This is a genomic window from Streptomyces sp. NPDC085866 (assembly GCF_044541035.1).
GTDB lineage: Bacteria > Actinomycetota > Actinomycetes > Streptomycetales > Streptomycetaceae > Streptomyces.
The window spans coordinates 174,168-188,262 of record NZ_JBITSQ010000008.1; the positions used below are offsets into that span (position 1 = coordinate 174,168).

At 69.4% G+C, this 14,095-nt stretch carries 11 protein-coding genes and 1 tRNA gene; 5 read left to right on the forward strand and 7 right to left on the reverse strand.

Translation table 11 applies throughout. The features are described 5' to 3' along the window. The first annotated feature begins 129 nt into the window (after positions 1 to 129). Together ACIF83_RS21585 and ACIF83_RS21590 are read left to right on the forward strand one after the other, a co-directional pair. Positions 130 to 1,488, forward strand: coding sequence for a pyridoxal phosphate-dependent decarboxylase family protein (locus ACIF83_RS21585; protein WP_399729039.1), 1,359 nt, complete (start codon positions 130 to 132; stop codon positions 1,486 to 1,488). After that, positions 1,485 to 2,897, forward strand: a complete 1,413-nt coding sequence (locus tag ACIF83_RS21590; RefSeq protein ID WP_398138548.1) for a lysine N(6)-hydroxylase/L-ornithine N(5)-oxygenase family protein — start codon at positions 1,485 to 1,487, stop codon at positions 2,895 to 2,897. The genes ACIF83_RS21585 and ACIF83_RS21590 overlap by 4 nt, the downstream gene beginning before the upstream one ends. A 72-nt stretch (positions 2,898 to 2,969) precedes the next feature. On the opposite strand, the gene ACIF83_RS21595 is transcribed toward ACIF83_RS21590, so the two are convergent. After that, the gene (locus tag ACIF83_RS21595) at positions 2,970 to 4,775 is read right to left on the reverse strand and encodes a bifunctional metallophosphatase/5'-nucleotidase (protein ID WP_399729042.1); all 1,806 of its coding nucleotides are present in this window, start codon (positions 4,773 to 4,775) and stop codon (positions 2,970 to 2,972) included. A gap of 149 nt (positions 4,776 to 4,924) precedes the next feature. Between ACIF83_RS21595 and ACIF83_RS21600 the strand changes: the two genes are divergently transcribed. After that, a complete protein-coding gene (locus ACIF83_RS21600; protein ID WP_393466644.1) occupies positions 4,925 to 5,620 on the forward strand; it encodes an SIMPL domain-containing protein in 696 nt (231 codons plus the stop codon). Between the two features lie 154 nt (positions 5,621 to 5,774). After that, positions 5,775 to 7,211 carry a pyruvate kinase gene (pyk, locus tag ACIF83_RS21605; RefSeq protein ID WP_399729045.1) on the forward strand — a complete coding sequence of 479 codons (1,437 nt, stop codon included), beginning with the start codon at positions 5,775 to 5,777 and terminating at the stop codon, positions 7,209 to 7,211. Between the two features lie 88 nt (positions 7,212 to 7,299). Here pyk and ACIF83_RS21610 read toward each other — a convergent pair. After that, positions 7,300 to 7,374: transfer RNA gene (locus ACIF83_RS21610), tRNA-Leu, on the reverse strand. A gap of 100 nt (positions 7,375 to 7,474) precedes the next feature. On the opposite strand from ACIF83_RS21610, the gene ACIF83_RS21615 reads away from it, so the two are divergent. Next, positions 7,475 to 8,131 carry an ANTAR domain-containing response regulator gene (locus ACIF83_RS21615; protein WP_393466650.1) on the forward strand — a complete coding sequence of 219 codons (657 nt, stop codon included), beginning with the start codon at positions 7,475 to 7,477 and terminating at the stop codon, positions 8,129 to 8,131. A gap of 69 nt (positions 8,132 to 8,200) precedes the next feature. Here ACIF83_RS21615 and ACIF83_RS21620 read toward each other — a convergent pair whose 3' ends face one another. The 5 genes from ACIF83_RS21620 to ACIF83_RS21640 form a co-directional block, all read right to left on the reverse strand. Next, positions 8,201 to 8,917: an ABC transporter ATP-binding protein gene (locus ACIF83_RS21620; RefSeq protein WP_393466651.1), complete on the reverse strand. Its 717-nt coding sequence runs from the start codon at positions 8,915 to 8,917 to the stop codon at positions 8,201 to 8,203. Beyond that, the gene (locus tag ACIF83_RS21625) at positions 8,914 to 9,825 is read right to left on the reverse strand and encodes an ABC transporter ATP-binding protein (protein ID WP_393466654.1); all 912 of its coding nucleotides are present in this window, start codon (positions 9,823 to 9,825) and stop codon (positions 8,914 to 8,916) included. The genes ACIF83_RS21620 and ACIF83_RS21625 overlap by 4 nt, the downstream gene beginning before the upstream one ends. A 4-nt stretch (positions 9,826 to 9,829) precedes the next feature. Beyond that, positions 9,830 to 11,653, reverse strand: a complete 1,824-nt coding sequence (locus ACIF83_RS21630; protein WP_393466657.1) for a branched-chain amino acid ABC transporter permease — start codon at positions 11,651 to 11,653, stop codon at positions 9,830 to 9,832. Positions 11,654 to 11,658: 5 nt separating this feature from the next. Beyond that, positions 11,659 to 12,591: a branched-chain amino acid ABC transporter permease gene (locus ACIF83_RS21635; protein WP_145875065.1), complete on the reverse strand. Its 933-nt coding sequence runs from the start codon at positions 12,589 to 12,591 to the stop codon at positions 11,659 to 11,661. Between the two features lie 109 nt (positions 12,592 to 12,700). Continuing rightward, a complete protein-coding gene (locus tag ACIF83_RS21640) occupies positions 12,701 to 13,939 on the reverse strand; it encodes a branched-chain amino acid ABC transporter substrate-binding protein (RefSeq protein WP_393466660.1) in 1,239 nt (412 codons plus the stop codon). Positions 13,940 to 14,095: the final 156 nt, after the last annotated feature.

The following is a 14,095-nucleotide window of genomic DNA, read 5'->3' on the forward strand; positions in this document are numbered from 1 at the left end:
CCGATCATTGGGCTTTCCGGACGCGTGGGACTCTTCCCATACAAACTGGAAGACGCCGTACAGAGGCCCCTGCACCAGCCGGAAGCCCCCCATGGTCGCCCCATGTCCCCGCGCCCCGGAGGAGAGCCCATGAGCATGCCGCCCCTCGCCTCAGGACCCGACGGCCCCGGAGCCCTGCGGCCGCTCCTGGACACCGTCATAGACGCACTCGCGAGCGGTGCCCGGGCCCGCAGCGGACCGCTGCCGGCCGGCGGGCCCGGGGCCGTCGCCGCACGGATCACCGACGCCCTCGGGGACGTGCTGCCGGACGACGGCGACCCCGACGCGCTGCGCGCCCTCGTGCATGCCCTGGCCGAGGGCGCCGCCGACCCCGCCGACCCGCTGTGCGCGGCCCATCTGCACTGCCCGCCGCTCGCCGTCGCCACCGCCGCCGACCTCGCCGCCGGTGTCCTCAACCCGTCCCTGGACTCCTGGGACCAGGCCCCGGCCGCCTCCGCGCTGGAAGCCGAGGTCACCCGCGCCCTCGCCCAGGAGATCGGCCTCGCCGACGCCCTGGTCACCACCGGCGGCACCGAGTCCAACCAGCTCGCCCTGCTGCTCGCCCGCGAGGCCCACGGCGGCAGCGTCCAGCTGGTCTGCGGGGCCAACGCCCACCACTCGCTGCCCCGCGCCGCCTGGCTGCTCGGCCTGCCCGAGCCGGTCGTCGTCCCCGCCCCGGGCGGCATCCTCGACCCGGCCGCCATCGACGCGGCCCTCACCGCGCTCTCCGGCCCGCTGCTGGTCGCCGCCACCGCCGGCACCACCGACGCCGGGCTCATCGACCCGCTGCCCGAGATCGCCGGCCTGTGCACCGCCCACGGCGCCCGCCTGCACATCGACGCCGCCTACGGTGGCGGCCTCGCCTTCAGCGACCGGCACCGGGACAAGCTCGCCGGACTCGAAGCCGCCCACACCGTCACCCTCGACCTGCACAAGCTCGGCTGGCAGCCGGCCGCAGCCGGCCTGCTCGCCGTGGCCCGGCCCCGCGACCTCGCCGCCCTGCACCAGCGCGCCGACTACCTGAACGCCGACGACGACACCGAGGCCGGACTCCCCGACCTGCTCGGCCGCTCCCTGCGCACCACCCGCCGCCCGGACATCCTCAAGATCGCCGTCACCCTGAAGACGCTGGGCCGCAGCGGGCTCGGGGCCCTGGTCGACCAGGTCTGCGCCCGCGCGCGGGAGTTCGCCGCGCTCGTCCAGGGCCACACCGGCTTCGAGCTGTACGACCGGCCCGTCATCAGCACGGTCCTGTTCCGTCCCGCCGACGCGGACGACGACACGGTGGCCGCCGTACGCCGCAGGCTGCTGCACGAGGGCCGGGCCGTCCTCGGCCGCGCCCGGCTCGACGACCGCCTCTGGCTCAAGGCCACCTTCCTCAACCCCCACACCCGGCCGGACGAACTGGCCCAGCTCCTCAAACTCGTAGAAGGAACCACCCCCAGATGACCATCCCTCCACGCCACGAGCCCGAGTCCCCGCGCGACCTGGTCGGTATCGGCATCGGCCCCTGCAACCTCTCCCTCGCCGCCCTCGCCCACCCGCTCGCCGAACTCGACGCCGTCTTCTACGAACAGCGTCACGCCTTCGCCTGGCACCCCGGTCTCCTCATCGAGGGCGCCACCATCCAGGTGCCGTTCCTCGCCGACCTGGTGACCCTCGCCGACCCCACCAGCCCGTGGAGCTTCCTCAACTACCTCAGGACCCGCGAGCGGCTCTTCCCCTTCTACTTCGCCGAGCGCTTCCAGATCCAGCGCGCCGAGTACGACGCCTACTGCCGCTGGGTCTCCGAGAACCTCCCCGGGCTGCGCTTCCGCCACCAGGTCGACGCCGTCCGCTGGAACCCCGAACGCGACGTGTTCGAGGTCGACTTCACCCAGCTCGACGCCGAGGGCGAGGCCGAGGCACTGGGGCGCACCTACACCCGCAACGTCGTCCTCGGCGTGGGCACCGCCCCCTACGTGCCCGACCCGCTGCAGCCCCTCGTCGAGGCGCCCGGCGTCCCGGTCGTCCACGCCTCCGACTACCTCGACCACCGCGCCACCGTGCTCGCCGCCGAGCACGTCACCGTCGTCGGCTCAGGACAGTCCGGCGCCGAGGTCTTCCTCGATCTGCTGCGCCACCGCCCCGCCGGACGCGAGAGGCTGCACTGGATCGGCCGGAGCGAGGCGTTCGCGCCGATGGAGTACTCCAAGCTCGGCCTGGAACACTTCACGCCCGACTACACCCGGTACTTCCAGGCCCTCGCCGAACCCGTCCGTGACCGGCTGGTCGCCGCCCAGTGGCAGCTGCACAAGGGCATCGACGCCGGCACCCTCGCCGACATCCACGACGAGCTGTACCGGCGCACCCTGGACGGAGGCTGGCCCGACGCCGTCCTGACTCCCGGGGTCCGCGTCCGTACCGCCGGCCGTGTCGCCACCACCAAGGTCGAACTCCACCTGGAGCACGTCCAGCAGGGCAGCCGCTCCCGGCTCACCACGGACGCCGTCGTCCTCGCCACCGGCTACCGCGAGCGCCCGCTGGGCCGCCTCCTCGCGGGACTCGACCCCTACATGCGCCGCGACAGCAGCGAACGCCCGCGTATCGAGGGGGAGTTCCGCCTGGTGCTCGACCCCTCGGTCACCGGGTCGGTGTACGTCCAGAACGCCGGACTCCACGCCCACGGCGTCGGTACCCCCGACCTCGGGCTCGCCGCCTGGCGCAGCGCCACCATCCTCAACTCCCTCACGGGCAAGGAGCCGTACCCGCTGCCCACCCGAACGTCCTTCACCACGTACGGACTGGAGGAGCCGCAGTCCCGGGTGCCGCGGGCCAGACAGGCGACACGGCTGACCCCGCTGGTGGACGAAAGGTAGAAGGCCCCCGGGACGGTGACACGCATCCTGTGCGTGGCCGGTCCCGGGCGGCCGGTTCCCTTCCTGCGCGACCTAGAAGACGGGCGTGCCGTTCCGCGTGAGCTTCCAGTCCACGGATGCGAAGTCCTTCGGGTCCAGGACGCCCTTCGTGGTGACCCACTCCGCGATCCGGGTGCGGATCTCCGTCGACTCCGACCACAGTTCCTTGGCCGAGGCGACGTGCGGGAAGGCGCCGCCGCCGTTGGCGCGGTAGTTGTTCACCGCGAACACGAACTGCTGGGCGTCGTCCAGCGCGGCACCGTTGAAGGTGAGGTTCTTGATCCGCGAACCGACCGGCTGGGCGATGTCGATGTCGTACGACAGGCCCGAGACGTAGTCGTAGTTGTAGTCGGGACGGCCGCCCTCGTTGGTCAGCTTCTCCACGTCGACGGCGGCGTCGGCGGCCGTCTGGACGTAGTACGCCGCCGAGTACTCCAGGTACGCCCGCACCTGTGCGCCCGTCAGCAGCTTGGCGACCAGCGTGTTGTCGTACACGTAGAGGCTCGACAGGTCGCGGATGGTCACGTTGCCGGCCGGGATCTCGGAGGTGCGGGAGAACGGCGAGGCCTGCGCGACGACCGGCAGCGAAGCGTACTCGGTGCCCGCCAGCGCGGCCTTGACCACGTCCTCCTGGACCTTGGTGATCAGGTCGATGATCGGGGCGTCCTTGTAGCGGGCCTCGACCGTCGTCAGCGTCGCGGTCGCGGTGCCGACGACCTGGTTCACGTACTTGACGACCTTCGCGTGCTCGTCGCCGAGCAGCTTGGTGATCTCCGGGTCGTCGGCGACCGAGTTGGAGTTGAGCACCTTCGAGGAGACGGACTCGACGGTCCACCGGCCCTTCTCGAAGACCAGCTCGATGTCGAACACGGACAGCCGCTCCGCGTAGGCCAGCGGCTCCGACAGCACGACCGTCTTACCGGTCTTGTCGTTGGTGACCTTCAGCTCCGGGATCTCCACGTGCGCGTGCCCGACGAGGATCGCGTCGATGTCCGGAACCTGCTTGGCCACGTTGGCGGCCGCGTTCTCCACGTACGGCAGCTGGTCACCGTAGGACGAGGTGCCGGAGGACCCGGAGTGCGCCGAGACCACGACGACGTCGGCGCCCAGCGCCTTCAGCTTCGGCACCCACTTCGCGGCCTGCTCCTCCAGGCCCGGGAACGCCAGTTTGCCCTGCACGTACGCCTTGTCCCAGATCGCGATGCCGGGGTTGGTCAGACCGAGCACGGCGACCTTGACCGGACGGGCGCCCGGCACGTGGAAGGTCTTGACGAAGTAGGGCGGGAAGGCGGGCCGCAGCGTCTTCGCGTCGACCGCGTTGGCGCCGAGCAGCGGGAAGCCCAGCTGGTCCTCGAACTTGCGCAGGGTCTCGATGCCGTAGTTGAACTCGTGGTTGCCGAGCGCCGCGGCGTCGTACCCGATCGCGTTCATCGCCTGCGCCATCGGGTGCACCGGGCCGCCCTTGGCGGTGATCGGGTCGACCTTGGCGTAGTAGTACGTCAGCGGGGTGCCCTGGATCGTGTCGCCGGCGTCCAGCAGCAGCGTGTTGCAGTGGCCCTTCTCCGCGCGGATCTGGTTGACCAGCGTCGAGATCCGGGCCAGGCCCTGGGCGTTGCCCGCCTTGTCGGTGTACTCCGCGTTCTTGAAGTAGTCCCAGTTGAAGACGTGGCCGTGCAGGTCGGTGGTGCCCATGACGGTGAGCGAGTGGCGCTTCACGTGCTTTCCGGGCGTCGACTGCTCGGCCGCCTCGGCCGCCGGAGCCGCCGCCGCACCGGCGATCGCGACTCCCGCGCCCGTCGCGGCGGACTTCTTCAGGAACTTCCGGCGGTTCAAAGGCATCTCTCGGTCTCCTCGGCGAATGGTCAACAACGCGCGTAGATTCTGACCTGGTCATGACTGACGGCAACAGGTCCAAGAGGTTGCGATCTGGTGACCTGAAGCGTGAACTGCGGCCGCCGAAGCGGGAGGTGCGTGACAGAGTGGGACGTATGACCTCTCCGTCGACCGTCCCGTACGGCACCCCCGACGCCCCTCTCCTCGTGGTCCGCGGCGAGGCCGAACTCGACGTCGAGCCCGAGATCGCCCGCATCGGCGTGACCGTGACCGCCCGCGGCCGCGACCGGCGCTCCACCCTGGACGACCTCACCCGGCGCAACGCCGCCGTGCTCGACCTCGTGAAGTCCTACGGGGACGCGGTGGAGGAGCTGTCCACCGGCGCCTTCTCCATCACCCCGGAGCTCACCGAGCGCGGCAGGGGCGAGCGGGTGCGCAGCTACCAGGGCCGGGTCCACCTCGGCGCCGAGTTCTCGGACTTCACCGTCCTCGGTGAACTGACCACGCGCCTGGCCGACTTGGAGCTGACCCGGGTCGACGGCCCCTGGTGGTCCCTGCGTCCCGGCTCGCCGGTGCATGCCGAGGCCCGGCGGCGGGCGGTCGGTGAGGCGCTCCAGCGGGCCCGGGAGTACGCCGAGGCCCTCGGCACCTCGATCGCCGCCCTGGTCGAACTGGCCGACACCGGCGCCGAGCGGCCGCGGGCCGGCGGGGCCGCCTTCGGACGGGGTGTGCGCCGTATGGGCATGGCCGAAGCGGCCGAGCCGGCCGAACCCCTCGATCTGGAGCCGTCGCGACTGCGTGTCACCGCCCAGGTCAGCGCCCAGTTCACACTGGTACCGCCACGGCTGTGAATTCCGGACACAAAGAAGCTATGACCAAAAAGATTCGCTCATAGGAGCGGGCGGCTGCACAATTCAACACTTGTCAATAGCCCTTTACTCAAAGGTTGTTGAGTGGTCATGTAGCCCGGATTCTCTACCGGCGGGTAAGGCCTAGGCTCGAATCATGCGCCGAGCAAAGATCGTCTGTACTCTGGGGCCCGCCACCGACTCGTACGACCAGATCAAGGCACTGGTCGAGGCCGGAATGGACGTCGCCCGCTTCAACCTCAGCCACGGCACTCACGCCGAGCACGAGGAGCGATACCGGCACGTGCGAAAGGCGGCCGACGAAACCGGTCGCAGCGTCGGAATCCTCGCCGACCTTCAAGGTCCGAAGATCCGGCTCGGCCGCTTCAGCGAAGGACCCGTACTCCTTGAACGCGGTGACTCCTTCACCATCACCGTCGAGGAGGGCGTCGAGGGCGACCGGCACGCCTGCGGCACCACGTATGCCGGCCTCGCCGCCGATGTCACCCCGGGTGAGCGCATCCTCGTGGACGACGGCAGGGTCTGCCTGGAGGTCACCGCCGTCGACGGCCCCCGGGTCCACACCCGGGTGATCGAGGGCGGCGTCATCTCCGACCACAAGGGCCTGAACCTCCCCGGCGTGGCCGTCTCCGTGCCCGCCCTCTCCAAGAAGGACGAGGACGACCTGCGCTGGGCGCTGCGCACCGGCTTCGACGTCATCGCCCTCTCCTTCGTGCGCAGCGGCAAGGACGCCGTGGACGTCCACCGCATCATGGATGAGGAGGGCCGCCGCCTCCCGGTGATCGCCAAGGTGGAGAAGCCGCAGGCGGTCGCCGACATCGACGACATCGTCGCCGCCTTCGACGGCATCATGGTCGCGCGCGGCGACCTGGGCGTGGAGATGCCGCTGGAGCAGGTCCCGATCGTGCAGAAGCGCGCCGTCAAGCTCGCCAAGCGCAACGCCAAACCGGTCATCGTGGCCACCCAGATGCTGGACTCGATGATCGACAACTCCCGCCCGACCCGCGCCGAGGCCTCGGACGTGGCCAACGCGGTCATCGACGGTACGGACGCGGTGATGCTGTCCGGCGAGACCAGCGTCGGCAAGTACCCGATCGAGACCGTGCGGACGATGGCGAAGATCGTCGAGGCGGCCGAGGAGGACCTGCTCGCCAAGGGTCTGCCGCCACTGACCGAGCGGAACAAGCCCCGCACCCAGGGCGGCGCCGTCGCCCGGGCCGCGGCCGAGATGGGCGACTTCCTCGGGGCGAAGTTCCTGGTGGCCTTCACCCAGTCGGGAGACACGGCCCGCCGACTGTCCCGCTACCGCTCGCCCATCCCGCTGCTGGCCTTCACCCCGGAGCAGGCCACCCGCTCCCAGCTCAGCCTCACCTGGGGCGTGGAGACCTTCCTCGGCCCGCACGTCGACTCCACGGACGCCATGGTCGACCAGGTGGACGAGCTGCTCCTGAAGTACGGCCGCTGTCAGAAGGGTGACGTCGTGGTCATCACGGCGGGTTCCCCGCCCGGTGTCTCCGGCTCGACCAACATGGTCCGGGTGCACCACATCGGCGAGGACGACAGTCCCAAATAGCGGACCCGGGGTTGGGCCAGGGCACGGAAAAGGGCCCCTCATTCGGAGGGGCCCAGCCAATTCGGTGACCTTGGAATCCAAGGAAAAGTGCCCCGGGTCGGACTCGAACCGACACTGTACGGGTTTTGAATCCGTTGCCTGCTGCCAATTGGGCTACCGGGGCTCGCAGAATCCAAGGTTTCCCCCGACCCTCCGCGCGTCCACCATACCGTAGCTAGGTAGGCTCTTGTCAGCAGTACCCCTGCCCTGAACGAGGAGCCCCCGTGACCGCCGAGTCGCCCCAGCCCGTAGACGTGCCCGACGACGACAAGTCGCACGTGCCTCCGCTGACGACCCGTGTCGTCATCGCCGAGGACGAGGCGCTGATCCGGCTCGACCTGAAAGAGATGCTGGAGGAGGAGGGGTACACCGTCGTCGGCGAGGCCGGGGACGGGGAGCAGGCCGTGGAGCTGGCCCGCGAGCACCGGCCGGACCTGGTGATCCTCGATGTGAAGATGCCCAAGCTGGACGGCATCTCCGCGGCCGAGAAGATCGCCGAGGAGTCCATCGCCCCGGTCCTCATGCTCACCGCCTTCTCCCAGCGTGACCTCGTCGAGCGCGCCCGGGACGCCGGTGCCATGGCCTACCTGGTGAAGCCGTTCAGCAAGAGCGACGTCGTACCGGCCATCGAGATGGCCGTCTCCCGCTTCACCGAACTGAAGCAGCTGGAGAAGGAGGTCGCCGACCTCACCCTGCGGCTGGAGACGCGCAAGCTGGTCGACCGCGCCAAGTCCATCCTGCAGACCGAGTACGGGCTGACCGAGCCCGCCGCCTTCCGCTGGATCCAGAAGACCTCCATGGACCGCCGGATGTCGATGCAGCAGGTCGCCGAGGCGGTCATCGCGGACAACGAGGAGAAGAAGGCCGCGAAGAAGGCCTGACCCCGCACCTGAACGAAGAGGCCCGCGCCCCGGAGAAGGGGGCGCGGGCCTCTTCGACTGCCCCGGCGGTCAGTCCTCGCCGAGGTACGCCTTGCGGACCGACTCGTCGTGCAGCAGGTCCTGGCCCGTGCCCGACAGGACGATGTTGCCGACCTCCATGACATGGCCCTGGTCGGCGAGCGAGAGCGCCGCCTGGGCGTTCTGCTCGACCAGCAGGATCGTCGTGCCCTGGGACTTCAGCTCGGCGATCGTCGCCATGATCTTCTGCATCATGATCGGCGACAGACCCATGGACGGCTCGTCCAGCATCAGCAGCTTCGGCTGGGACATCAGTGCACGGCCCATCGCCAGCATCTGCTGCTCACCGCCGGAGAGGGTGCCGGCCGCCTGCTTCCTGCGCTCCCCGAGGATGGGGAAGAGGTCGTAGGCGCGCTGGATGTCCTTCTCGATGCCAGGCTTGTCGCTCCGCAGGAACGCACCGAGGCGCAGGTTGTCCTCGATGGTCATGCGCGGGAAGATGTGCCGCCCCTCGGGGGAGTGGGCGAGCCCCAGCGAGACCACCTGGTGGGCCGGGATCTTCTTCAGCGACTTGCCGTTGAACCTGATCTGCCCGCCGACCGGCTTGAGCAGGCCGGAGAGCGTGCGCAGGGTGGTGGTCTTTCCGGCGCCGTTGGTGCCGATGAGGGTGACCACCTGACCGGCGTCGACCTTGAAGGAGATGCCCTTGACGGCCTCGATCTTGCCGTAGGCGACCCGCAGGTCCTCTACTTCGAGCAGTGCGGTCATCGGTCGTTCTCCTTGCCGGGCGCGGCGTCCGTCGTGGCCTCGGCGTGCGCCTCGGCCGCCTCGACCTCGGCGACCTCCTCGTCGCCGGGAGCGTTCTCGAAGGGTTCGCCGAGGTACGCGGCGACGACCCGCTCGTCGCCCTGCACGGTCGCGCTGTCGCCCTCGACGAGCTTCTGGCCCTGCACCAGGACGGCGACGCGGTCGCAGAGGTTGAAGATGAAGCGCATGTCGTGCTCGATGACGAGCACGGCGATGCCCTTGTCCCGGATGGCGAAGACCAGTTCCTCGGTGGCCCGGGTCTCCTGCGGGTTCATACCCGCGGTCGGCTCGTCCAGGAGCAGCAGGCCGGGCTCGCTGGCCAGCGCCCGGGCGATCTCCAGCTTGCGCTGCTCGCCGTAGGGGAGGTTGCGGGCGAGGTGCTCGGCCTTCGCCTCCAGGCCCACGAACTCCAGGAGTTCCATGGCGCGGGCGCGGGAGGCCGCCTCGGCCTTGTGGAAGCCGGGGCCGCGCAGCAGCGCGGACCACAGGCCCTCCCTGGTGCGGGTGTGTCGGCCGACCAGCACGTTCTCCAGGACCGTCATGTTGGCGAACAGACGGATGTTCTGGAAGGTACGGGCGATGCCCGCCGCCGTGACCTTGAAGGACTTCGGCGGCAGGACCTGGCCCTTGTAACGGACCTCGCCCTCGGTGGGTACGTACAGACCGGTGAGGCAGTTGAAGAACGTGGTCTTGCCGGCGCCGTTGGGGCCGATCAGACCGACGATCTCGCCGCTGTTGACGGTGAAGTCGACATTGCGCACGGCCGTCAGACCGCCGAAGCGCATCGTGACGCCGCGGGCGTCGAGCACGACCTCGCCGGGTGCGGAAGCGCCGGGGGCGGCGTCCTGGGTGGTGGTGTCGGTGGTCATGTGGTCACGCCCCTGCCTTGCTGAGGACGGCGGGCGCTTCTGCCTCTTCGTGGAATTCGAGCTGGCGGCGCCGGTTGGGGATGAGGCCCTCGGGGCGGAAGCGCATCAGGATTACGAGCGCGACGCCGAAGGCGAAGAGCTGGTAGTCGCCCAGGAACTGGAGCTTGGCCGGGATCAGGTACAGCAGCGCGGCACCGACCAGCGGACCGGAGATGGTGCCCATGCCGCCGAGGACCACCGCGGCAAGCAGGAAGGCCGAGTTGGGCGGCACGACGTGCGCGAACTGGTACTGCTCCGGGGTCACCGTGTATGTGACGTGGGCCTGGACGGAACCGGCGAGGCCGGCCATGCAGGCGCCCAGGGCGAACGCGATGAGCTTGACCCGGAAGCCGTTGATGCCCATGGCGAGCGCGGCGGTCTCGTCCTCGCGGATGGCGATCCAGGCGCGGCCGATGCGGGAGTCGCTGCTGCGCCGGAACACCACGACCACGATGAACGTGATGAGCAGCATCAGCAGGAAGTAGTTCGCGAACCGGCCGACGGTGGCGCCGAGGAGCTGGTGCTCCTGGCCGAAGTCGAAGCCGAGGATGTTCAGGTTCGGGATCGAGGAGATGCCGTTGGAGCCGTTGGTGACGTCCGGGCCCGAGGTGCCGTCCATGTTGAGGACGGTGATGCGGAAGATCTCACCGAAACCGAGGGTCACGATGGCGAGGTAGTCGCCGCGCAGTCGCAGGGTCGGGGCGCCGATCAGCACACCGAAGACCATCGCGACGGCCGCGCCGCACAGCGCCGAGGCCCAGAACGGCCAGTTGACGTGCAGCGGCGAGGACGGCGAGCCGGAGACCAGGGCCGCGGTGTAGGCGCCGACACCGAGGAAGGCGACGTAACCGAGGTCGAGGAGGCCAGCGAGGCCGACGACGATGTTCAGGCCGAGCGCGACGGTGGCGAAGATCAGGATGTAGACGCCGATCGTCGCGTACTGGTCGTCGGACTGGGTGAACGGGAAGGCGGCCGCGGCGGCGAAGGCACCGGCCATGGTGATGTTGCGGTGGCGCGCGGTGATCGCCGAGACCCGGGCCACGAGCCCGGCCTTGGCGAGGGCACCGAAGCCGAAGCCGGCGGTGATGAGGAAGCCGATGAACAGCTGGTCGTACTCGGTGCCGATGCCGTAGGTGAAGACGATCAGACCGACGGCCATCGCCGCGATGATGACGAGGATCTCGGCGTAGGCGGGCAGCTTGGGGGCCGGCGCCGGGGCCTTGGCGGCGAAGGCCGCCTTGAAGTTGTTCCAGTTCTGCCGGGACTGGTGGCGGAACCGCTCCAGGCCGGTGTCGTCCGGGTCGGCGAGGTCCGGGGCCGGCCGCTCGTACGGCAGGGCCAGCGCGCCGACCAGGGCCGCCAGCGTGGCGATGGCCACGATGAAGCCGCCGGCCTCCAGGTTCACCAGGCCGCCCAGCTTGGCGCTGATGGCGATGACCGTGTACCAGGCGGTGGCGAAGGCGCCGAGCGCGGCCGTCTTCAGGGCGCTGTCGGCGCTGCCCGGGGTCAGCCACTTCAGGCCCTTGACGCCGTAGGAGGCGAGACCGAAGACGGTGGTGAGGATGCCGCCGATCAGGACGAGGACCTGAAGGCCGCCCGGGTAGCCGTAGACGGTGAGGTCACCGGGGAACGCGGCGGTCCAGGTCCAGGCGAGGAAGGTGGAGAGGATCGTCAGGACGCCGCCGCCGGTGGCGAGGGCCCGGCCGAGCGGGGCGGGCAGGCCGATCAGGCCGGACGGGGCGGCCGCGGGAGCGCTCGGGGTCTCGGATGCGGTGGTCTGTGTGGTCATCGGTGTCACGCCCTGTCCGCGACGCGTTCGCCGAGCAGACCCTGGGGCCTGAACAGCAGAACGAGGATGAGGAGTACGAACGCCCAGACGTCTGCCCAGGACTGGCTGCCGAACTTGTCCATGCCGGGGATGTCGGCGATGTAGGCGGTGGACAGGGCCTCGGCGACGCCGAGGACGAGGCCGCCGAGCATGGCGCCGTAGATGTTGCCGATGCCGCCGAGGACGGCCGCGGTGAACGCCTTCAGGCCGAGGATGAAGCCCATGCGGAAGTCGATCTGGCCGTACTTGAGGCCGTAGGCCACGGATCCGACGGCGGCGAAGGTGGCACCGAGGGCGAACGCGACCACGATGATGCGGTCGGTGTTGATGCCCATCAGCTTCGCGGTGTCCGGGTCCTGGGCGGTGGCCTGCATGCCGCGCCCGGTACGGGTGCGCATCACGAAGTAGGCGAGGAACGCCATGCTGAGCGGCGCCGCGCAGACCAGGAAGATGTCACCGGTCTGGATCGTGACGTTGCCGATCTCGAAGGGGCCGCCCGGGATGCTCGGGAACGTGCGGGCGGACTTGGCGCCCGGGTACCAGGCCCACACCGCCTGCTGGAGGGCGAGGGAGAGACCGATGGCGGTGATGAGGGGAGCGAGGCGGGGTGCGCTGCGCAGGGGGCGGTAGGCGAACCGTTCCGCCCCGACGGCGACCGTGACGGCGACGAGGATGGCGCCGATGAGCATCAGCGGCAGGGCCACCCACATCGAGGTGCCGTCGGGAAGGATGTAGGCGTAGACCGTGAGCGCGCCGAACGCGCCGGTCATGAATATCTCGCCGTGGGCGAAGTTGATGAGCTGGACAATGCCATAGACCATCGTGTAGCCAATGGCGACCAGCCCGTACATGGATCCAAGTAGCAGGCCGTTGACCAGCTGCTGCGGCAGTTCGTTCACCGCATGTCCTCCGAGCGTTCGGAAAGTTCGACGGATGTGGCCGGATGCGAGTCCGCGCGGGGCGCCAGTGGAACAGCGCCCCGCGCGGCTCGGCTGGTGCGGGTGTGGGTCAGCTGCCGTTGTAGGTGCCGGACTCCACAGCCTTCCAGGCACCACCCGTCACGGAGTAGACGGTGAGCTGCTTGTTGGTCGCGTCACCGTACTCGTCGAAGGAGACCTTGCCGGTCACACCGTCGAAGGAGACGTTCTGCATCGCGGCGGTGATCTTCGCGCGAGCGTCGGACGGCAGCTTGCCGCCGTTGTCGTCGACGACCTTCTTCACGGCCTCGATGATCGACCAGGCCGAGTCGTAGGAGTAGCCGCCGTACGCCGCGTACGCCTCCTTGTAGCCCGCCGCCTTGTAGTTGGCGACGAACTCCTTGGCGGAGTCGAGCGTCTCGACCGGTGCGCCGACCGAGGTGGCCAGGTCGCCCTTGCCGGAGGCGCCGGCCAGCTTGATGAAGTCGTCGGCGTAGATGCCGTCACCGCCGACCAGCGGGATCTTGGCGCCGGCGGCCTTGATCTGCTTGCTGAGCGGACCGGCCTGCGGGTACTCGCCGCCGTAGTAGACCACCTGGGCACCGGAGTTCTTCACCTTGGTGGCGACCGCGGAGAAGTCCTTGGTGTCGGGGTTGATGTGCTCGGTGCCGACGATCTTGCCGCCGAGCTTCTTGAACTCGTCGGTGAACGTCCCGGCGAGGCCGGCGCCGTACGTCTTCTTGTCGTCGATGACGAAGGCCTTGGTCTTCTTGGCCTTGTTGTAGACGTACTGGGCGGCGAACGGGCCCTGGATGGCGTCCGTGGTCGCGGTGCGGAAGTACGACTTGTACTGGCGCGACTTCGACTTGCGCCAGTCGGGACCCTGGGTCAGGTCCGGGCTGGTGTTGGCCGGGGAGACCTCGACCAGCTTGGCGTCGTCGAAGACCTTCTGCATCGACTGGGCCACGGAGGAGTTCAGCGGACCGACGACGCCGAGGACGTCCTTCTCGCCGACGAACCCGGTGGCGTTCGTCTGGCCCGAGGAGGGCTGCGCCTGGTCGTCGCGCGCCTCGACCTTGAAGGTGATGCCCTTGACGTAGTTCTTCTTGTTGGCCGTCTTGGCCGCGAGGTCCACCGAGTTCCGGATGCCCAGACCGAGTGCGGACAGGTCGCCGGTCAGCGGGGCGTCGACGCCGATGGTGACGGTGGTGCCGCCGCCGTTGCCGGAGTCCGAACCCTTGTCGCCGCTGTCGCGCGAGCCGCAGGCGGTGAGGGTGAGTGCACCCGCCGCCAGGGCGGCGGTGATGGCGATGAGCGAACGTTGACGCACGATCAGTCCTTTCCGATCGACGACCGCATCCCCGTGGAAACGGTCGAGCCGCTCGCGCCTGGCCGAAGTGAGAATCCGACTGCGCGGTGACTGGCCGTGACTCTAGGCGTGTGTGGGGAACGTGGAGGAGGGTCTGACCAATGCTGTGACGCTCTT

Excerpts from the sequence above, each read along its gene's own strand:
- ACIF83_RS21595 (WP_399729042.1), bottom strand. The coding sequence starts at position 4,775 with ATGCCTTTGAACCGCCGGAAGTTCCTGAAGAAGTCCGCCGCGACGGGC.
- ACIF83_RS21585 (WP_399729039.1), top strand. The coding sequence starts at position 130 with ATGAGCATGCCGCCCCTCGCCTCAGGACCCGACGGCCCCGGAGCCCTG.
- pyk (WP_399729045.1), top strand. The coding sequence starts at position 5,775 with ATGCGCCGAGCAAAGATCGTCTGTACTCTGGGGCCCGCCACCGACTCG.
- ACIF83_RS21630 (WP_393466657.1), bottom strand. The coding sequence starts at position 11,653 with ATGACCACACAGACCACCGCATCCGAGACCCCGAGCGCTCCCGCGGCC.
- ACIF83_RS21600 (WP_393466644.1), top strand. The coding sequence starts at position 4,925 with ATGACCTCTCCGTCGACCGTCCCGTACGGCACCCCCGACGCCCCTCTC.
- ACIF83_RS21625 (WP_393466654.1), bottom strand. The coding sequence starts at position 9,825 with ATGACCACCGACACCACCACCCAGGACGCCGCCCCCGGCGCTTCCGCA.
- ACIF83_RS21590 (WP_398138548.1), top strand. The coding sequence starts at position 1,485 with ATGACCATCCCTCCACGCCACGAGCCCGAGTCCCCGCGCGACCTGGTC.
- ACIF83_RS21620 (WP_393466651.1), bottom strand. The coding sequence starts at position 8,917 with ATGACCGCACTGCTCGAAGTAGAGGACCTGCGGGTCGCCTACGGCAAG.